Genomic DNA, 19,734 nt, shown 5'->3' on the forward strand with positions numbered 1-19,734 from the left:
TATTTATCCTTATGCATTTGCTAATCTGTTTATGAATAGCGAAAATGCAAATTGAAATCCGTTTAATCGAAAATCGCCTGCAACTAACTAAATTTCAATATTTTCAAAGAATATTATTAGATTTTAATGGGACAGCAATGATAGTATTTAAAAGATAATCCGTACGAATTATGAGTAATCTGTATCCGATAAAATTCAACCCGATCTTTCATGAAAAAATCTGGGGTGGAAACCGAATGAAAACCATCCTGAATAAAGATTTTGGCGACATGCCCAACTGTGGCGAAAGCTGGGAGCTCTCGGGGGTTGACGGAAACATTTCGGTGGTAAGCAATGGCTTTTTGGCCGGCAACGACCTGAACGAGTTGATTGAAATATATATGGGCGATTTGGTAGGCGACAAGGTTTATGAAAAGTTTGGAAATGAATTTCCGCTGCTTATAAAATTTATCGATGCACAGGACGATCTGTCTATTCAGGTTCACCCCGATGATAAACTGTCGAAAGAAAGACACAATGCCTTCGGAAAAACCGAAATGTGGTACGTGGCCGGTACAGAAAAAGGCGCACTTATCAACTCCGGATTTAACCAGGTAGTTGATCGCGAAAAATACCTTGAATATTTCAACTCGGGTAAATTAACCGATTTGTTGCATTACGATGAGGCACAGGTTGGCGATGTTTTCTTTATTCCGGCAGGCCGTGTTCATGCTATTGGAAAAGGCTGTTTGGTGGCCGAAATTCAGCAAACATCGGATGTAACTTACCGTATTTTCGATTATAACCGCAAAGACGATAAAGGAAACGAGCGCGAATTACATACCGATCTGGCATTGGATGCCATCGATTTTTCGTATTCAAGCCAGTATAAAACAGATTACAAAACCGAGGAAAATAAAGCGGTAGAAATTGTAAGCTGCCCGTATTTCACCACAAATATTATCGAATTTAATAAAGAGCAGGATAAAGATTACAACCAGCTTGATTCGTTTGTTATTTACATGACTATGGAAGGCGATTTTGAAATCGTTACCGAAGAAGGATCAGAAACAGTATCGATGGGAGAGACCGTTCTTTTGCCGGCCAGCCTTGAGTCGGTGCAACTGAAACCGAAAAGCGAATCAGTAAAAATCCTCGAGGTTTATATCAAATAGCAGAATATTTCTTACCTTAAGAAATCATTCTAAAAACGCACCTTTTATGGAGATAAAAGAAGCTCAGTTTGTGATGAGCAATACTGCAGTCGACAAATGTCCGGCACCCGATCGGCCGGAGTACGCTTTTATAGGCCGGTCGAATGTGGGCAAGTCATCGCTGATAAATATGCTTACGAATAAAAGATCGTTGGCAAAAATTTCGGGCAAACCCGGAAAAACCCGCCTGATCAATCATTTCCTTATCAATAAAGAATGGTACCTGGTTGATTTGCCCGGCTACGGTTACGCCCAGGTGCCAAAAGCCGAGCGCTTGAAATGGGAGAAAATGCTCAAAAATTATATCCTGAAAAGGGAAAACCTTTATTGCCTGTTTGTTTTGATCGACTCGCGCCACGAGGCACAAAAAGTTGATCTTGAATTTATGGAATGGCTGGGCATAAGCGAAATTCCTTTCAATATAGTTTTTACCAAAACCGATAAGTTGAAACCTAAGGAGCTGGAAGACAATTTGAAAGCATACGAAGAAAAGATGTTTCAGATTTGGGAAACAATGCCCGGGTATTTTATATCTTCGGCTGAAAAGGGCATTGGCAAAGACGAAATTCTGCGAATGATAGACGAGGTGAATAAAGCCCACTAAACTTTCGTTGAACTAAATGAGCTAACAATTATTTTAGAAACATGTAAAGTTGTTAACTTTGCAGAATCTTTACTATTAAAGAAATCAAGATGGCGAAACATAGAGTAATGCTGAATTTTACTTCTGAAATGTGGTCTTACCGGCTCGCCATATCTACTCCAACACAATTTGTTGAAACAAAAAATCATTAAATAAATGGAGATGAAAACTCACCCACTTAAAATTTTTACCGGACGAGCAACCCGGCATTTAACTGAAAAAATTTGCGACAGTCTGGACGTTGATCTGGGACATTCGTCGTGCCCGGTATTTGCCGACGGCGAATTTGAACCTTGTTACGAAGAGACGATTCGTGGCTCGCATATTTTTATTGTGCAGTCGACACCACCAACTGCCGATAACCTGTTGGAGCTGTTGTTAATGGTTGATGCCGCAAAACGTGCAAGCGCCTACAAAGTAATTGCCGTAATACCATATTTTGGTTATGCGCGTCAGGACCGTAAAGACAAGCCAAGGGTTTCTATCGGTGCAAAACTGGTTGCCGACCTGCTTACCGTTTCCGGAATCGACAGGCTGATTACTATGGATTTGCATGCCGACCAGATTCAGGGATTTTTTGATGTACCGGTAGATCATTTATACGCATCAACGCTTTTTGTTCCGTTTATCGAAAAAATGGGACTGGATAATGTCGTTATCGCGTCGCCTGATGTGGGTGGTACAAAGCGTGCCAATACCTATGCAAAAATGTTAAACACAGGTATCGTTATTTGTCACAAAACACGTGCACGTCCTAACGAGGTGGGTAACATGACCGTTATTGGTGATGTGGAAAACAAAGATGTAATTATTGTTGACGACATGATCGACACTGCCGGAACAATTACCAAAGCTGCCAATCTGATGAAGAAAAAGGGTGCCAGAAGTGTTCGCGCTTTTGCAGCACACGGAGTATTGTCGGGTCCGGCCCTGGAAAGAATTGAAAAATCGGAATTGGAAGAAGTATATTTTACCGATTCGATTAAACCAAAAACAGGCTGCGATAAAATTAAATATATCACAACTGCCGAGGCTTTTGGCGAAGCCATTCGCAGGGTTTATAAAAATCAGTCAATAAGTTCGTTATATTATAAATAATTTCTATTTTTGCACCGCTTTTTCCATAAGCAGACGCATTAATGATGTGCATGCTGTTTGCCCGACCCACAGGAAGGGAGGACTGAGTACCATATTTATTAACGTAAATTATTTAAAATGAAATCAGTAGTAATTAAAGGAGAATTAAGAAGTTCTCTTGGAAAGAAAGACGCAAAAAAACTTCGCGTAGAAGAGAAAGCTCCTGCAGTATTGTACGGTGGCGAGCAGCCAATTCACTTCGCAGTTTCTTTTGCCGAGTTAAGACAATTAGTTTATACACCAAGCGTATACCTTATCGACCTAGACATTGATGGTACTGTATATAAAGCAATTATGCAAGACATTCAGTGGCACCCGGTTGAGGAGTTGGTACTTCACGTTGATTTCCTTGAAATCAAAGATGATAAACCAGTAAAAATCAACATTCCTGTAAAAATTGAAGGTTTTGCTAAAGGTTTAAGAAAAGGTGGTAAATTAAACAGCACACTTCGTCGTTTGAGCGTAAGAGCTTTGGCTGCGAACTTACCTGATACAATCAATATTGATGTAACAAAACTTGATATCGGCCAAAGTATTAAAGTGGCTGACCTGAATATTCCGGGAATCGAGCTGTTAGATCCTAAATCGAATGTTATCGTTGGTGTTGGTATTACAAGGGCTGCAAGATCTGCTGCCGGTGCCATGGTTGACGACGATGAGGAAGAAGAAGAAGTGGCAGCTGAAGAAGCTGAAACACCGGAATCTTCAGAAGAATAAATTATATTCAAGTGAAATGAGTCTTGCTTAAGCAAGGCGAATCATCTGAAATAAAACTAAAAACAGATGAAATACTTAATTGCCGGACTCGGTAATATAGGACCAGAATATAAAAATACTCGCCATAATATTGGCTTTCAAATATTGGACGCACTCGCTGAGGCGTCCAATATTAGTTTTAGCGATAAGCGTTACGGTTTTGTGGCTGAATATAAGTTCAAAGGCCGAACGTTTATTTTGCTAAAGCCAACCACCTACATGAATCTGAGTGGACGGGCAGTAAATTACTGGTTACAACAAGAAAAGATTGATATAAAAAACATGCTGGTGCTGGTTGACGACCTGGCATTGCCCTTTGGTACACTCAGAGTACGCGCCAAAGGCGGAGCTGGCGGACACAATGGGCTCGAAAACATTAACCAGGTGCTGGGACGAAACGATTATGCCCGTTTACGTTTTGGCATTGGCGACGATTTCCATAAAGGACACCAGGTAAACTACGTGTTAGGCGAGTGGTCGAAAGAAGAGCAAAAGGAATTACCATTTAAAATCGACGATTCCATTGAAATAATAAAAAGCTTTGGAACACTTGGTGTCGAGCGCACAATGAATTTCCATAACAAAAAATAGATGGCAGAAGGAGTTCGCATAGATAAATGGTTGTGGGCCGTGCGGATCTTTAAAACCCGCAGTCAGGCTACCGAAGCCTGCAAAAAAGGCCATGTAACAATTGGTGATTCAGTAATAAAAGCTTCGCGCGAAGTACATGTTGGAGAGATCGTAAAGGTGCGGAAATCGCCAATTACCAAAAGTTTTAAAGTGCTGGCGCTTACCGGAAAAAGAATGGGAGCCAAATTGGTTACAGATTTTGCTGAGGATGTAACGCCACCCGAGGAAATCGAATTGCTCGAGATGCAAAAAAACATGCGCTGGAGTGTTCGCGAAAAAGGCACCGGGCGACCTACCAAAAAAGACCGCCGCGATTTGGATGACTTTTTTGAGTGGTGATAGTTAAAAAAGATGGAGTTTAAGATTGAACAGAGATTTTGAGCGCTGAGACTTTGTGAAGGTGAGATTGAAAAGAGATTGAAAACTCACCACTTTTTACTTTTGCCTTTTTACTTTTATCTTGAGTCATCGAAACAAAAAACAAAAATTATGCTTGTAGCAAAACAAAAACGAAAAGAGAATATTGCCGAATACATCTTGTATATGTATCAAATTGAGGACATGATCAGGGCTTTTAAACTGGATATGGAGCTTATCGAGGATCGTTTGGTAGCCCATTATAAAGCTGATGATAAAACCAAAGCTGCCATAACTGATTGGTATGCCAATTTGGTGCTGATGATGGATAAAGAGCAGATCAGGGAGAAAGGGCATTTTCAGTTTCTTAACAACCTGGTTTCGGATGTAAACGATTTTCATTTAAAGCTGATGGAAACTTCGAAAGACGGTATGTACGTGCAAACCTACAAAACGGTTGCGGGGCTGGTGTCGGAGTTGAAAGAGAAAAACCCGGAAGCGAAAAATGATGTCGACCTGGGAATTACTGCTGTATATGGTTTTCTGCTGCTTAAAATGCAACAAAAAAATATTTCGATTGATACCCTGGAAGCCATAAAACGTATTAGCAAATGGTTGGGCGATTTGTCGAAACTTTACCGCGATTTTGAAAGTGGCGATTTTGATTTCTAAAAACATTTAGCTTAACTCCCTAAAACACTATTCTCAATCCCTGTCTATTTTCAGATGCTCCTGCTATAAAAATAGGGCTGCGAGCTGGTAAAAATGCCTTGCGAGTAATTAATAAAGGCGTGCGAGGTATTAATAATGGCATGCGAGCAATAAAAAAACACCTGCGAGCTACTAATAAACAGGTGCGAGCTATACTCGCATGGCAATAATTCTTACTCGCACATCTATATATATAGCTCGCACTATTATACAAATAGCTCGCACGTAAATATTAGTAGCTCGCACTACGATATTATATACTCGCAGGGTAATATTAAATGCAGGGAAGGGGTTTATCCATTAAAAAGTACGGCAACTCGTTCGTTTGCCAAACCATTTGTAACGCTTATTGGCCACAAAACGATACAAACTATCGCGCCAGCTTTTAGGTAGTAGCTTAAACGCAGTTAGCCAATTCCACGGAGCTTTTAGGTGTTTACAGATTTCAAGTACTGCATCCGATTCAGAAAATACCTTATCGTTTTGAATAAGCACTACGGTGTTAATTTCAGGCTGCAAATCAAACTCCTTTAAAATTTGTTGCCCTTCTTCCGATTGTAGTGCCAGAAGCTTAAAATCGTTCTCCTGCGCTTTTTCTATAATGAAATCCACGGCGGAATTACAGAGCTTACAAAACCCGTCAAAAAGTAATATTATTTGTTTTTGCTTCACACAAGCATAACAAATGGTTAGGTTTTAAGTTGAGCAGGAAAGAAGCGGGTTATTTATTGGTTTTATAGTCGGTTATTAAGCCAAGGGCTAACCAGTTGGCCACAGCCTGACGGTTGTCGGGTATAACCAGGCGTTTTACATCGCGCTCATGGTTCATATTGCCCAGTTCAATAAATATAGCAGTTGGCCAGGTATTTTTAACCACATACAAAGGTCGGGTTGATACTGTGCCGGTGTAACCTCGATTGGGCTGAACTTCGTGGTATTTTTTTTCAATCGTGTCACGAAGAATTTTACATGCTTTTTCACCGGTTTCACTGCGTTTGTCGTGATAGAAAAAGATATCGATATTTTCGCCTTTGGACCTTGAATCCACATGCACCGCAATCATACGCTGAAAGGCTCCCTTGTGCTTTTTATAAAGCTGATTAACCGCATCTGTACGTTGACGCAGGCGCCGTGTTTGATTGAGCGGAATTTGTAAGTTAGGATAACAAACTTCATCTTTATCGGCTTTCAGGCTGTATTCATCACGAATTCCGTCGTTTTTGTCACGGGTGATCAGGTATACTGTTGCTCCCTCGGCAATAAGATTTCGCGCGAGGCGTAAAGTAACATCGTAGGCATATTCATCCTCATATACGTAATAGCCATTGTATTTCCCAACAGCGCCGGGGTCAGGGCCTCCATGGCCTCCAACCAGGTAATAAACTGCCCCTTTTAAATTGTTACTTAAGATCTCAATATCGGCATATTCGCTGCCAAAAATATCGTAATGCACCATTTTTCCGGTTCCTTTTGATGGAGTGGAACTTGATGCAGGCGTTGCCGGCAGTTTTGCTGTGTCAGGAAGTTTGTATTTTACTCCGGCAAGCAAGGTATTATTTCGCCCCAGATTGCTTTTGTTTAAAGTAATAAAGTCATCCATATACTCGGCTGATGATAAGCCGTGCCTGGTTAGCAAACGGTAAATTCCATCGCCTTTTAGTGCAACAACTTCCTTGCTTTGCGAAAGGCTGTTAAAGGGAAGCAGAATTATCGCCAAAAATAACACGAAAGTTATTTTGGTAACTGATTTTATATGTAAGTTTAACCCGAACATGTTCACTACTATTTTGTTTCCTTTGAACAACATTAATGCTAAAATAGAATTAACGGAAAAAAATCTGATTTATTTATGCGACAAACTATCAGCTACCTGTTGTTAATAACTTGCCTGTTATTCACTTTTTCGTGTACAACACAGTTTGTTCAAAAAAGTTATGAAATCGAGAATGTTTCTGTCTCAGAAGAGGTTGGAACAATGGATAGTACTATTGTAGAGCTTTATGCTCCATATAAAAATATACTTGAAAAAGATATGAACCGGGTACTTGCCATCTCTGAAAATGAACTGGTTAAAGACAAACCCGAAAGTTTACTGACCAACTTTTTGGCCGACTTATTGCTCGAACAGGGCGCAGTTGTAGCCAATAACCAGCAACTGAATTTAAAGCCAGCTGTTTCGTTTTTTAACTACGGTGGTATCCGGTCAACACTTCCGAAAGGGGAAATCACCGTTGGAAATATTTTTGAGTTAATGCCTTTCGAAAATGAACTGGTTTTACTGGAATTAAAAGGCGACAAAATGCAGGCCTTTCTCGATTATATTGCCGATCATGGAGGTGGTAGTGTTGGCGGCGTACAGATGGTTATTGCCGGAGATAAAGCTACAGAGGTGAAAATAGGTGGCGAGGAAATTACTGCTGATAAAAGTTACTGGTTGGTAACCAACGATTATGTGGCAGCCGGTGGCGACGGACTTGAAATGTTAGCCGAAAATGAGCAGTTTGTAAACACCGGTGAAAAAATACGTGATGTAATAATTGATTACCTGGAAGAACTGGCTGATAATAATCAGCAGGTTAACCCAAAACTGGATGGGAGGATTAGATAATGGATAGAAGAAGATTTATAAGAAACGTTGCCGCCGGAACAGCCGGAATCACTTTAGGAGCGGTACCTTACGAATTATTTGCTCACGAAGATTTCACCACGATTTCGATATTACATACCAACGATATTCATTGTCATATCGAGCCATTTACCGGCACAAACGAACGCTATGCCAACAAAGGTGGTTTGGCACGTATTGCCAAACTGGCCACTTTGCAGCGACAAAAAAATCCGAATACTTTGTTGCTCGACGCCGGTGATATGTTCCAGGGAACGCCCTACTTTAACTACTTTAAAGGTGAGTTGATGTTAAAGGTAATGAGCGAGGCCGGTTACGATGCCAGTACAATTGGTAACCACGAATTTGATAACGGCTTGCAGGGGATTAAAAATCCGCTGCCCAATGCCGAATTCCCGATCATTTCTTCGAATTACGATTTCTCTGATACCATTTTATCGGGAAGTTTCCCGGAGTATAAAATTTTTAAGCGCGACGGAGTAAAAATCGGAATTTATGGAGTGGGCATCGAACTGGAGAATCTGGTTGGAAAGAAGAATTACGGCGATACAGTTTATAACGATCCGCTGGTTGTTGCACAGAAAATGGAAAGTTTCCTGAGAAATGACAAGAAATGTGATTTGGTAATTTGTCTGTCGCATTTAGGGTTACGCTACCGCGATAAGAAGGTAAGCGACTTGGACCTTGCGGCCGAAACTTCATTCACAGATTTAATTATTGGCGGACACACGCATTCGTACCTTGAAAAACCGCTGGAAGAAAAGAACAAACTCGGGCAACCTGTAATTGTAAATCAAGCCTGGTGGGGTGGTCTTGTGGTTGGAAAGGTTGATTTTGTTTTCGAAAAATCAAAGGGGAATAAAAAAGCGGTTTATTCCGACTTGCTATAAAAATTCAACTGCCTATGAACCGATTTCACAGGCTATTACTTTCAGCTGGTACCGGTGTATTGTTAAGTCTGCCCTGGCTCGGATTTCCCGGTTGGGTGCTTTTTATTGCACTTATTCCGCTGCTTTATCTCGAAAATTTCTTTTTAAAGTACAAAGAAGGATTTCCTCCGGTTTCGCTGTGGGGACATGTTTTTCTTGCCGCGTTGATTTGGAATGTTTTGGCTTCGTGGTGGATGATGAAAGTTTCGCTGGCGGGAGTGGGGGCTGCCATGATCTTTAATGCATTTCTGATGTCGCTGGTTTGGTGGGGGGCTCATTCCATCCGAAGAAAAATGTCGTCTCCGCTTGGCTATATTTCGCTGGTAGTTTTCTGGATTTCGCTGGAGTTTTTGCAGTTTCAATGGGATATTGAATGGCCTTGCCTGCAACTGGGAAGTGTATTGGCGAATAATGTGAAAATCATTCAGTGGTACGAATACACCGGAACTTTTGGCGGAACGCTCTGGATTTTGCTCTTGAATTTATTCCTTTTTCAGCTAATTAGAAATGTTCATCTAAAAAGTTCATTAAAAAAAACGATTACTAGCTCAACTGTATTACTGGTTTTATTGGTCGTTCCCTTAATCATTTCTTTTCGGATGTATTCCTCTTACATGGAGGCAGAAAATCCAATAAACATTGCAATAGTCCAGCCCAACGTCGATCCGTATAATGAAAAGTTCGATATGGAAGCAGAAACACAAAAACTGGATGATTTTCTTCGTTTGGCAGCCAAAGTAACCAGCGACAGTACCGACTTTATTGTTGGCCCGGAAACCTTATTTGAACATCAAACACTTTGGAATGAAGCTACTTTTGAATCGAATGCTTTTTTGATTCGTCTCGATAGTTTTCTTCAACGGTATGAGAAGGCGGATATGGTTTTTGGTGTTTCGTCATTCAGACAATACGAAAACAAGGATGATATTACCTATTCGGCACAGCACAACAACGGCATAACTTACGACCGGTATAATACTGCGATGCTTTTCACCACAGACGGTGAGATTCAGACCTACCATAAATCGAAATTGGTTGCTGGCGTAGAGAAGGTTCCTTTTCAAAAGTATTTCTCCTTTCTGAAGAACAATTATATTGATCTGGGAGGTGCTTCCGGCTCGCTGGGGCGACAAAAAGAAGCTTCTAACCTGGTGAGCAAAAAAGCGGTGATCGCGCCGGTAATTTGTTTCGAATCAGTTTTTGGCGACTATGTGACCGATTACGTAAAAAAAGGGGCTGATGTAATTTTTGTGATCACCAACGATGGCTGGTGGAAAAACTCACGCGGTTATAAACAGCACCTGTTGTTTTCGCAATTGCGGGCAGTGGAAACGCGGCGAAGTATTGCACGGTCGGCAAATACCGGAACCTCGTGTTTTATCAATCAGCGTGGCGATGTTTTGCAGGCAACAAACTGGTGGAAGGAAGCCGCAATTGCCGGATCGGTTAACAAAAACAAAACACTTACTTACTATGTAAAACATGGCGATTTTATCGCCCGTACTTCGGTGTTTATTAGTGTATTAATGGTATTGCTGGTGTTTGTGAGAAAGTTCGCGTAAGGACAAAAAAATTCCGCACTAATCCATTGTGAAAACCCCTGTATAACAGGATTTGAGCGCCCGGTTGATCAAACTTCCACCGGTCCGAAGACTCATCCGTCAGCTGACGGACTACAAGGCCTGCTTTTACAACCATAAAGAGCTTACTCGGTTTAATTTTTTCTGTTGAGTTTACCAATTTATAGATCAATGCGGAAAATATTTTTTCTCTCTCAATGAACTCGTTTTGTATAACTCAAATGTAGGTGTAAGCTTTGGTATATGCAAATTTTGGAGGTTAATTTTAATGAACGAAAAGGTAATGTATTGTTGGTTAGTTTATTAAATAGTAACGATTTTTATGAAATTTTCATTGTATTATATATGTTGCTTTACCAGTTAGATATTTATGATATGTAATTGGTATTTCGGGCCGCCTTTGATAAGAAAATATAGAAAATAACACTTTGTTTCGTTAGAAAATGGCGTTTTTGAACTATCATTTTTGCTACTGGAGCGGATCTTTCGAACGGCTAAAAGAACTCTGTCTCGGTGGAGAAAAACAGGATAATGACAATTCGAAATCTCGGAATATATTTATTTGTTGTACACCGTTGGGGCTATAGGATTTGGTTCAATTCATTCAATTCGGAATCTTATAAAAGTTCCGAAGACAATATTATCTTTTAAAATCTCTGAATCAGATTGGTTGAATACAAATACTATCCTACAATTTTTCCAATGGATACCAGGGACTATGGAGAACGTTCAAGAGCTTACAAACGAATGATAAATGGTGAATTTGATTTGAATTCCGGTGAGGCATTCCCCGATGGCTTTGCCTCGGAGTAAGCGAACAAAACAATAAAAAAGTCCTTAACGGAATAGGATTCCTCGTCAGCTCTGCTTCGAGGAGTTTCAATTTTGGAGACTGGGATATTCATAACCCAAATGAAAAGGCCATCTTCTCAATTAACCAGACTTCAAAATATCCGGGGTGAATTCGAACGAAATAGAAATTATTGAATCGGGTAGTGAAGCATCTTTGATTTGGACTTTCCCAAACGGAGACGATAAGCAATATGAGGTGACAATTAAGTCAATTGCCACCTGTAATGCAAAACTACAGGTATCCTTCGAGCCCATCGGTAAAAGGGGGGGAGTTCAGAAATTGAATTCGTTGTGAAAAGGCAAACCGAAAAGTATAGTTTTCAAACCAAAAAGATAATGCAGCCAGGAAGATTTCGATTGGTATTTGATTTAAGCCAGGTTCCTGTGAACGAAAAAATATGGTTGGATAAAATTCAGCTGACAGCTATTGATCTCTAAAATTAAGATATGTTTTTGTTTCAAGGTTTTTTATGGTTTATCTGTAATATAAAACAGCAATCAATAAACAAAAAGCTCTGTAATTATTTCGATTACAGAGCTTTTTTGTTTTGGTGAACCCTACGGCACAAAATTCGAACCATTTATTAGAAGAACTAAAGCTTTTAGGAGAGGTTTTAGGTTTATAAAGATCCTGCCGGATTTCAAATGTGAATAAAATCTCTAATAAACAGTTATTTATCAGATTAGCCAATCTGCAGAATCGTATAAACAGGTCATTAGTCTCATTGAGTCCAAACTTAAACTTGTTAAAATAATTGCGGTGTTCAAGTTTTTAGCGAATGCACAATTAGTGAACAATCAGAAACTCGTTTGAAAGAGAAATCGTCGCGACAATCTTTGTCTGTCTCCTTTTCGTAAATATCAAGCGGGAATCAGGAAAAAAATTGATTTGTGAGTTTAAAATTACTTTGAAAACGCTTTTAGCAACTTTGGCCGAATAGCTTTACTTACAGCGATTGTAAATTGGTCTATTCTCACCAGGTTCCCATCTATCTCAGAAATTTTATCCAATGCTACGATGTATGATTTGTGAATTCGCATAAACTTATCTTCCGGTAACTCTTTTTCCAGATTTTTAAGAGAAAAAAGCCCCATAATCTTTTTGTTTCGTGTTTGAAAAGTTACATATTCCAATGCCCCTTCAATAAACAGAATTTCCTCGTGCAGAAGTTTTACAATCTTACGCTCGTTTTTAATAATCACAAAACCTTTTTTCTCTATTACCGGCTGAATTGGGGGCTGTGAGTTTTCAAGTAATTGCAGTTTTTGTTTGGCTTTCAGAATAGTAGTTATTTTATTCACCGCTTTTACAAAGCGCGGAAATGAAACAGGTTTTAGCAAATATTCAACAGCATTAATTTCAAAGCCCTGAACTGCGTATTGCGGATAAGCGGTAATAAACACAATTATAGGTTGATTGGGAACCGAAAGTTCTTGTATGAAGTCGATCCCTGATATATCGGTCATTTCTATATCGGTGAATATAACATCTACATTTCCTTTCGTAATGATGTCGATGGTTTTAATAGGGGTGTCGAAACTTCCAACCAGGTTGAGGTGATCTATTTTTGAAATATAATCGGCAATTAATTTCCTGGCAAGGAATTCATCGTCAATAATTATACAGTTATATTTTTGATATTCTTCCATTTATTTCTTGTATAATTCGAGTTTCACTGTATAAACTTTTGAACTTGTATTGTCTATTTCGAACAAGTGTTTTTGCGGATATATTAGCTTCAAACGGCTCATTATGTTATCAATTCCTATTCCACCTTCCTTATTTAGTTTTGTTGAAACTTTTTTCTTATCGGGAATACTGTTGCAAACAATAAAACATAACTTTTCACTATCTGCGGTAAGTTGTATATCTACAAAGCCCGCAGGAGTATCCTCTATCCGACTGTGTTTGAATCCATTTTCGACAAGCGGGGCAAGCAGCATAGGGGCAATTTGTTTATTTAATGAGTTATTGTTGACCGTAAAATGTATGTTTTGTTCGTGTTCTGTTTTAAGTTGCTGAAATTCAATGAAGCTGTTTATATATTCAATTTCCATATCAAGTGGAATGTAGTCCGACTCACAATCGTAAAGTACATATCGAAGCATATCAGAGAGCATTGCAATTTTATCGAGAACCTTTTTGTCTTCAGAATAAGCCAATGAATATATATTGTTGAGGGCATTAAACAAAAAATGTGGATTAATCTGGGTTTTTAAAAACTTAAGTTCACTTTCACTTTTGTCCCGTTTTAACTTCTCTATTTCAACTTTCGATTTCTTCTCCTTTTCAAGCAGGTATAAGAATACACTGGCTCCGGATGCGATACCACAAAAAATCATATAAAATAGTATAGCAGAAGAAATACGGGCTTTAGGGGCACTGGAGGGAGTAAGCGAAGGATAAAAATGGATATAAATGTGGAGAAGCAAGCTTAAAATTACTGCGATAATAAAAATTAGCAGGAAATTATAGAGATAGAACTTTATTTGAGAGGCTTCATAATACCTTCGAATTAGTCGTTTCTGATTAATCTGAAACAAGGAATACTGGCCTGATGTAAAAAGCAGTGCCGGAACAATCGATCCTTGCCACGAGTATCTTGCTCCAATAATGAAGTAAACGAAAGCAATTCCAATCCAAATGATTTGGGATTTCCGTAAAAGAAAAAATTTATGCTCAACCATCTGTATTTCTATTCATTCTGATTTTCGGGTAAATGTAAGGATTATTTGCCAGCGACTTAGTTGCGTTAAGTAAACTTAGAGAAATAATTCGTAATCATTTTTAACGCAGCTTTCTTCCATGCGTGTCATAAACGCCTGTTAAGGCGGTCGTTATGCGTTTTCGGGCACTTGATTTCGGAGCGACGGGAACCCACACTGTGCTGATTCGTTAAATATTTCCTTTTCTTGAATATTTAGCCCCTTTTCTTGAATATTTAGCCCCTTTCCTTGAATATTTTTTTAGCGGGCAATTAAGATTAGCAGATTTGCATTCGTTTTTATACCGCCATTTTAATTTATAAGATATACATGAAACACAAATTAAAAATTGTTGTATTGGGGCTTTTGCTGGGCATACAGTCTTTTGCCCAGGAAAAATTGAGTCTTACCCTTAAGGATGCACAAAATTATGCATTGGAGCATAACCGAACATTAAAAAATGCATCATTATCTATCAGAGAAGCCGAGGCTGCACGCTGGCAATCGCTTTCAGCAATGCTACCCCAGGTAGATGCGGGGGCCGACTATTCCAACAATCTGGGGCATAAATTAGACCTGTCAGGGAACAAAATTGCCATGCCTCCATCCGGTACTTTTTCAGTAACTGCTTCAATAGGAGCCAGTGTTTCTCAGATAATTGGCATTAAGCTAAATGATATCTCCGTAAAGATGGCAGACATTTCGAGGAAGCAAACCGAACAGCAAACCGTTGACCAGGTAAAGACTTTATATTATTCGATCCTGGTTATGCACGAAAGCGTTGGTTTACTTGAGAAAAATTTGGAGAACCTTCATCAACTGTTTAAACACACCGAACAGTCGGTAGAAGTTGGAGTAGCCGAGCAAATTGCTGCCGATCAGATATCGGTACAGATAGTGACAATGGAGACAAATATTCGTTCGTCTAAACGGTCACTGGAAATGCTTTACAATTCATTGCGCCTGCAAATGGGTGTTGATGTATTTACCGAAATCAGTTTGTCGCAAAATCTTCCCGGTTTAATGGACACAGATAACGCACTGTCGCTGTTAAACCTTGATTTTATTTTGGATAAAAATTATGATTACCAGTTAATGCAGCAAAATGTTGAGCAGTTGAAAACGCAAGTTAATATGAAAAAATGGGCTTATGCCCCTTCTTTAAGTGCGTATTACAGATATACCAAAATAGACTATTTCAGCGATGAGAGCACTTTTAATATGACTCCGCCCAATTCAATTGGGGCAACACTTAGTATTCCTATTTTTTCGAGCGGCAACAGGTCGGCAGCACTCAAAGAAACAAAACTAAAGTACGAAGCGCAGTTAAATACCCTTGCCGATACCGAGGAATCATTAAATATTCAACATCGCCAATTATGTTATAACCTGAGTTCTGCTTACGATAGTTTTGAAGCTCAGAAGAAAAATGTTGAAGTAAGTCAACGGGTGTTTGACAATATTACCAGAAAATACGAACACGGAATGGCTTCCAGTATGGATGTAACCGATGCCAGTACCAATGTGGTTACTGCTCAAAACAGTTATGTACAATCGTTATTGGAAGTCGTTTCAGCTCAAATAGACCTGGAACAATTATTAAATGTTGAAAAATAAATAATTCAGAAACAAATAAGAATATGAATACTTTTTTTCGTTTAGCCGCTTTATCTGGCCTGATACTATTTTTATCTGCCTGCGGTGGACAAGAGACCAAAGATAACACTGCCACTGAATCTCAACGTGCTGAAAAAGTTAAAACAATAGCGCTTGAGAAAACAAAAATTAATCGACGAGTAGAACTTTCATCCACTCTGGAAGGCTATGAAACCGTAAATATTGCTCCTTCGGTAAATGGGCATATCGAGCATATATACGTTGAGGTAGGATCGAATGTAAAAGCCGGAGACATGCTTGTCCGTATGGATCAAAATCAACTAAATACTGCCAAACTTACGTTTGCAAACTTAGGCGTTGAGCTAGACCGGAACAAGGCATTGAGAGAAACAAATACAACCTCACAACAGTCGTACGACCAGGTAAAACTGAATTACGACCAGTCGAAAGAAAACGTTGATTTTCTGACTGCAAACACTTTTGTAAAAACGCCGATAACAGGGGTTGTTTCAGAAAAGAATTATGAAGATGGCGAGTTGTATGCCGGAAATCCAATCTTGGTAGTAACGCAGATCCACCTGCTTAAAGCATTGGTAAATATTCCTGAATCTTATTTTCCTCATGTAAAAAGTGGTATGGCAGTTGACGTAAAAACCGAAATTTATCCAGACCAGATTTTCCCGGCTACAATCGAGATCGTTTACCCAACTATCGATCAAAATACACACACATTCCAGGTAAAGCTCAGGATTAAAAACGACCGCGATTTATTACGCCCGGGTATGTTTGTGCGCACAACTTTTAACCTTGATGAAGTAGAAGCCCTTCTGGTGCCCTATCAGGCGGTATTAAAACTTACTGGTTCAAATAACCGCTATGTTTTTATCGATGATAACGGAGTGGCCAAACGCGTTGATGTTACCCTTGGAGACCGTTATGACGAGATGATTGATGTTTATTCCCGGGAACTGAAAGAAGGAGACAGGTTGGTTTCCGTAGGCCAGGCAAAACTGATTGATGGTACAAAACTGGACGTTGTAAAATAAGTTTAAGGTTCAAAAACCAAAACGAAGATTAAAAAATGAGCATATATAAATCAGCAATACAAAAACCGGTAACAACGCTATTGATATTCGTTGCCGTTGTAGTGATAGGGCTGTACTCCCTGTCGAGATTGCCTATTGATCAATTTCCCGAAATAGATCCGCCATACGTAACGGTTATGACAACCTACTCGGGAGCAAATGCCAGTGAAGTGGAGACCAATGTAACCCGCCTGCTTGAAAACGGGTTAAATTCGGTTGACGGGCTAAAAGAGATAACTTCTACATCAAGCGATAATGTGTCAATGATATCGATGGAGTTTGAATGGGAAACCAACCTCGATGAAGTTATTAATGATGTACGTTCGTCTATTGACATGATAAGAGATAACCTCCCAAGTGGTTGTTCTACCCCTTTTATTTTTAAAATCAGCAGTAGTTCTATTCCTATTGCCATGTATGCTGTAACCGCCAACGAGAGCTACGCGGGTTTGGATAAAATATTGAACGATGATGTTGTTCCTCAACTTAACAGGGTAGATGGAATTGGTAATATTTCAATAATGGGGTCTCCCGAACGCTACATTTATGTTGACCTTGACCAACAAAAGCTGGATGCCTACAAACTGCCGTTAGAAACCGTTGGAAACGCTATTGGGAATAATAACCTCAATCTTGCGTCCGGAGTAGTAAAAATGGACAAAGAGCAATACCAGGTACAAGTTCGCAGCGAATACATTGAGAGTAGCGAGATTAACGATATTGTAGTAAGTACCACAGTTGAAGGAAAACAAATTTTTGTACGTGATATTGCAACAGTCCGGGATACCATTAAAGATTTGTCGCTCGACGAAAAAATAAATGGCAAGGACGGTGTTCGCTTAGTTATAACCAAAGCTACCGGAGGAAATACAGTAAGAATATTGGAAGATCTCAATAAAGAGTTAAAAAGGATTGGAAACGAACTTCCTCCTGATATTAAATTCGATGTTATTTACGATTCATCGGAAGACATCCAAAATTCGGTTAACAGCCTTGCGGAGTCTATTATGTGGGCTTTACTTTTTGTGGTAATCGTAGTGCTGTTTTTCCTTGGAAGATGGCGTGCCACACTGATTATTGGCTTTACTATTCCCATAGCCCTTATTGTGTCATTTATTTATTTGGCATTTACCGGTAGTTCACTGAATATCATCTCGCTTTCGTCATTAACCATTGCTATCGGGATGGTGGTTGACGATGCTATTGTGGTGCTCGAAAACATTACCCGGCACGTTGAACGCGGTAGCAGTCCGCGCGAAGCCGCTAAGTATGGAACCAATGAGGTTTGGGTTTCGGTAATAGCAACTACATTAGTCATAGTAGTTGTATTCATGCCTCTGACTATGCTAACCGGGATGGCGGGTATTTTGTTTAAAGAACTGGGCTGGATTGTTACCTTGGTGGTTGTTACCTCCACTATCATCGCCATTACGCTAACGCCAATGTTGAGTTCAAAGCTGTTGAAGTCTAAAAAAATCAAAGTAGATGACAAAGGCCACTTGATTGAGGAAACCGATAAAAAGAGCTGGTACGACAGGCATATTGTAAAATTTTTAGATAAAGTGGATGAGTTTTATTCCAACTCACTGCGTTTTTGTTTAAAAAACAAATTAGTTACACTGCTTTTCGCCCTGGGTATTTTTGGCGCCTCGCTTATTCCGTTGTTTTCAGGTATGATTGGAACCGATTTTATGCAAACAACCGACAATGGACGTTTGGAAGTAACTGTGGAACTAAACCAGGGAACACGTATCGAAGAAACATTGAAGACTGCCCGTCGACTGGAACAACGGTTTATGGAAATTGCTCCTGAGATACGCATAATATCCACATCGGCAGGCCTCAATGAAGAAGCCGGAATATCAGCACTGTTTTCGTCAAGTACAAACAGTAAAATCTCAATGATTTTGGTTGCCAACAAAAAACAGGAGCGGGAACGCAGCATTGATGAAATAGCGGAAGTGTTACGACAGGAAATGGCGCTATATCCTGAAATTACGGACTATCAGGCAATGGCTTCCTCTTCGGGAATGACTGGAGCTTCTACCGTTGATGTTGAAATTTATGGTTACGATTTCGATAAAACCTACCTGTTGGCAGAAAACATCAGACAGGCAATTACCGACAGCGTACCGGGTGCCCGAAACATAACCATTAGCAGGGAAGAAGATCGCCCGGAATTGAAAGTAGTGGTGGACAAAGAGAAACTGGCGCTTCATGGCGTAAGCTCGGCAACTGTGGCAACCTATGTCCGCAACCGGATAAACGGGATGCAAACCGGTTATCTGAAAGAAGACGGGGACGAGTATGATATTGTAGTGAGAATGAAAGAGCAAAACCGTAATTCATTAACGGAACTCGAAAACATGTCGATCCCCACTGCAACAGGTGGAATCATAAAGCTGAAAGAAGTCGCTAAAATAGAGGAGCATTGGTCGCCCCAGGATATTGAGCGGAAAAACAGACAGCGCGTGGTAAAGGTTTCATCATTGCCTTACAAAATTTCGTTGGGCGAACTGGCTGAAGATATTGATGGAGTTGTAAAAAATATTGATATACCGGATAATATCAATATCCGTTTGGGAGGAACTTATGAAGACCAACAGGAAACCTTCGGAGATATAATACTTCTGGGATTAATGATCGTATTACTGGTGTATATTGTAATGGCATCGCAGTTCGAATCCTACTCCAAACCATTTATCATTATGATGGCTATTCCTTTTGCATTTACCGGAGTTATCCTCTCACTGCTCATTACCGGTACCACTCTGGATATGATTGGCGCTTTGGGAATAATTATGCTGGTTGGTATTGTGGTCAAGAACGGGATCGTGTTGGTAGATTACATCAACCTGATGCGGGATCGTGGCTATGAACTGAATGAAGCCATTGCTCTTTCAGGTAAATCA

Annotated in this window: 17 protein-coding genes; 13 read left to right on the plus strand and 4 right to left on the minus strand. The window is 39.8% G+C overall.

What is annotated here, in order from left to right; genetic code table 11:
- Window positions 1-170: 170 nt before the first annotated feature.
- The 7 genes from ABZB17_RS08875 (at window position 171) to ABZB17_RS08905 (ending at window position 5,388) form a co-directional block, all read left to right on the plus strand.
- Window positions 171-1,154: a type I phosphomannose isomerase catalytic subunit gene (locus ABZB17_RS08875; protein ID WP_372649514.1), complete on the plus strand. Its 984-nt coding sequence runs from the start codon at window positions 171-173 to the stop codon at window positions 1,152-1,154.
- Window positions 1,155-1,200: 46 nt separating this feature from the next.
- Window positions 1,201-1,797: a ribosome biogenesis GTP-binding protein YihA/YsxC gene (gene yihA, locus ABZB17_RS08880; protein WP_372649515.1), complete on the plus strand. Its 597-nt coding sequence runs from the start codon at window positions 1,201-1,203 to the stop codon at window positions 1,795-1,797.
- Window positions 1,798-1,998: 201 nt separating this feature from the next.
- A complete protein-coding gene (locus ABZB17_RS08885) occupies window positions 1,999-2,934 on the plus strand; it encodes a ribose-phosphate pyrophosphokinase (protein ID WP_232302863.1) in 936 nt (311 codons plus the stop codon).
- A gap of 117 nt (window positions 2,935-3,051) precedes the next feature.
- Entirely contained in the window at window positions 3,052-3,690 is a 639-nt protein-coding gene (locus ABZB17_RS08890; protein ID WP_372649518.1) for a 50S ribosomal protein L25/general stress protein Ctc, read from the plus strand.
- A 66-nt stretch (window positions 3,691-3,756) separates the two neighbouring features.
- Window positions 3,757-4,320, plus strand: a complete 564-nt coding sequence (gene pth / locus ABZB17_RS08895) for an aminoacyl-tRNA hydrolase (RefSeq protein WP_163323390.1) — start codon at window positions 3,757-3,759, stop codon at window positions 4,318-4,320.
- Complete coding sequence (locus tag ABZB17_RS08900; protein ID WP_045032724.1) at window positions 4,321-4,698, plus strand: RNA-binding S4 domain-containing protein; 378 nt, start codon at window positions 4,321-4,323, stop codon at window positions 4,696-4,698.
- A 150-nt stretch (window positions 4,699-4,848) separates the two neighbouring features.
- On the plus strand, window positions 4,849-5,388 hold the full coding sequence (locus ABZB17_RS08905; protein ID WP_372649520.1) for a DUF4924 family protein: 540 nt from the start codon (window positions 4,849-4,851) through the stop codon (window positions 5,386-5,388).
- A 339-nt stretch (window positions 5,389-5,727) separates the two neighbouring features.
- Here ABZB17_RS08905 and ABZB17_RS08910 read toward each other — a convergent pair whose 3' ends face one another.
- Together ABZB17_RS08910 and ABZB17_RS08915 are read right to left on the minus strand one after the other, a co-directional pair.
- Window positions 5,728-6,099, minus strand: coding sequence for a thiol-disulfide oxidoreductase DCC family protein (locus ABZB17_RS08910; RefSeq protein ID WP_372649522.1), 372 nt, complete (start codon window positions 6,097-6,099; stop codon window positions 5,728-5,730).
- A 49-nt stretch (window positions 6,100-6,148) separates the two neighbouring features.
- Window positions 6,149-7,201, minus strand: coding sequence for an N-acetylmuramoyl-L-alanine amidase (locus tag ABZB17_RS08915; RefSeq protein WP_372649524.1), 1,053 nt, complete (start codon window positions 7,199-7,201; stop codon window positions 6,149-6,151).
- 75 nt (window positions 7,202-7,276) lie between these two features.
- Here ABZB17_RS08915 and ABZB17_RS08920 point away from each other — a divergent pair, with 75 nt between their 5' ends.
- Genes ABZB17_RS08920 through lnt form a run of 3 tightly spaced genes read left to right on the plus strand, consistent with a single transcriptional unit; the run spans window position 7,277 to window position 10,544 of the window.
- Complete coding sequence (locus ABZB17_RS08920) at window positions 7,277-8,035, plus strand: 5'-nucleotidase C-terminal domain-containing protein (RefSeq protein ID WP_372649526.1); 759 nt, start codon at window positions 7,277-7,279, stop codon at window positions 8,033-8,035.
- A complete protein-coding gene (locus ABZB17_RS08925; RefSeq protein ID WP_372649528.1) occupies window positions 8,035-8,943 on the plus strand; it encodes a bifunctional UDP-sugar hydrolase/5'-nucleotidase in 909 nt (302 codons plus the stop codon). Before ABZB17_RS08920 ends, ABZB17_RS08925 begins: the two co-directional genes overlap by 1 nt.
- 14 nt (window positions 8,944-8,957) lie before the next feature.
- Window positions 8,958-10,544, plus strand: a complete 1,587-nt coding sequence (gene lnt / locus ABZB17_RS08930) for an apolipoprotein N-acyltransferase (protein WP_372649529.1) — start codon at window positions 8,958-8,960, stop codon at window positions 10,542-10,544.
- Between the two features lie 1,773 nt (window positions 10,545-12,317).
- Here lnt and ABZB17_RS08935 read toward each other — a convergent pair.
- Both ABZB17_RS08935 and ABZB17_RS08940 read right to left on the minus strand, forming a co-directional pair.
- A complete protein-coding gene (locus ABZB17_RS08935; RefSeq protein ID WP_372649531.1) occupies window positions 12,318-13,064 on the minus strand; it encodes a LytR/AlgR family response regulator transcription factor in 747 nt (248 codons plus the stop codon).
- Window positions 13,065-14,102 (minus strand): sensor histidine kinase, encoded by a 1,038-nt coding sequence (locus ABZB17_RS08940; protein WP_372649533.1) that lies wholly within the window; start codon window positions 14,100-14,102, stop codon window positions 13,065-13,067.
- Window positions 14,103-14,450: 348 nt separating this feature from the next.
- Between ABZB17_RS08940 and ABZB17_RS08945 the strand changes: the two genes are divergently transcribed.
- From ABZB17_RS08945 to ABZB17_RS08955, 3 genes are all read left to right on the plus strand, one after another.
- On the plus strand, window positions 14,451-15,737 hold the full coding sequence (locus ABZB17_RS08945; protein WP_372649535.1) for a TolC family protein: 1,287 nt from the start codon (window positions 14,451-14,453) through the stop codon (window positions 15,735-15,737).
- Window positions 15,738-15,760: 23 nt separating this feature from the next.
- A complete protein-coding gene (locus ABZB17_RS08950; protein ID WP_372649537.1) occupies window positions 15,761-16,783 on the plus strand; it encodes an efflux RND transporter periplasmic adaptor subunit in 1,023 nt (340 codons plus the stop codon).
- A 35-nt stretch (window positions 16,784-16,818) separates the two neighbouring features.
- On the plus strand, window positions 16,819-19,734 hold a 2,916-nt coding region (locus ABZB17_RS08955), incomplete at its 3' end, for an efflux RND transporter permease subunit (RefSeq protein WP_372649539.1).

The organism is Draconibacterium sp. (genome assembly GCF_041583095.1).
Lineage (GTDB): Bacteria > Bacteroidota > Bacteroidia > Bacteroidales > Prolixibacteraceae > Draconibacterium.

Excerpts from the sequence above, each read along its gene's own strand:
- ABZB17_RS08940 (WP_372649533.1), bottom strand. The coding sequence starts at position 14,102 with ATGGTTGAGCATAAATTTTTTCTTTTACGGAAATCCCAAATCATTTGG.
- ABZB17_RS08950 (WP_372649537.1), top strand. The coding sequence starts at position 15,761 with ATGAATACTTTTTTTCGTTTAGCCGCTTTATCTGGCCTGATACTATTT.
- ABZB17_RS08925 (WP_372649528.1), top strand. The coding sequence starts at position 8,035 with ATGGATAGAAGAAGATTTATAAGAAACGTTGCCGCCGGAACAGCCGGA.
- ABZB17_RS08945 (WP_372649535.1), top strand. The coding sequence starts at position 14,451 with ATGAAACACAAATTAAAAATTGTTGTATTGGGGCTTTTGCTGGGCATA.
- pth (WP_163323390.1), top strand. The coding sequence starts at position 3,757 with ATGAAATACTTAATTGCCGGACTCGGTAATATAGGACCAGAATATAAA.
- ABZB17_RS08890 (WP_372649518.1), top strand. The coding sequence starts at position 3,052 with ATGAAATCAGTAGTAATTAAAGGAGAATTAAGAAGTTCTCTTGGAAAG.
- ABZB17_RS08920 (WP_372649526.1), top strand. The coding sequence starts at position 7,277 with ATGCGACAAACTATCAGCTACCTGTTGTTAATAACTTGCCTGTTATTC.
- lnt (WP_372649529.1), top strand. The coding sequence starts at position 8,958 with ATGAACCGATTTCACAGGCTATTACTTTCAGCTGGTACCGGTGTATTG.
- ABZB17_RS08935 (WP_372649531.1), bottom strand. The coding sequence starts at position 13,064 with ATGGAAGAATATCAAAAATATAACTGTATAATTATTGACGATGAATTC.
- ABZB17_RS08875 (WP_372649514.1), top strand. The coding sequence starts at position 171 with ATGAGTAATCTGTATCCGATAAAATTCAACCCGATCTTTCATGAAAAA.
- ABZB17_RS08885 (WP_232302863.1), top strand. The coding sequence starts at position 1,999 with ATGAAAACTCACCCACTTAAAATTTTTACCGGACGAGCAACCCGGCAT.
- ABZB17_RS08905 (WP_372649520.1), top strand. The coding sequence starts at position 4,849 with ATGCTTGTAGCAAAACAAAAACGAAAAGAGAATATTGCCGAATACATC.
- yihA (WP_372649515.1), top strand. The coding sequence starts at position 1,201 with ATGGAGATAAAAGAAGCTCAGTTTGTGATGAGCAATACTGCAGTCGAC.
- ABZB17_RS08915 (WP_372649524.1), bottom strand. The coding sequence starts at position 7,201 with ATGTTCGGGTTAAACTTACATATAAAATCAGTTACCAAAATAACTTTC.
- ABZB17_RS08900 (WP_045032724.1), top strand. The coding sequence starts at position 4,321 with ATGGCAGAAGGAGTTCGCATAGATAAATGGTTGTGGGCCGTGCGGATC.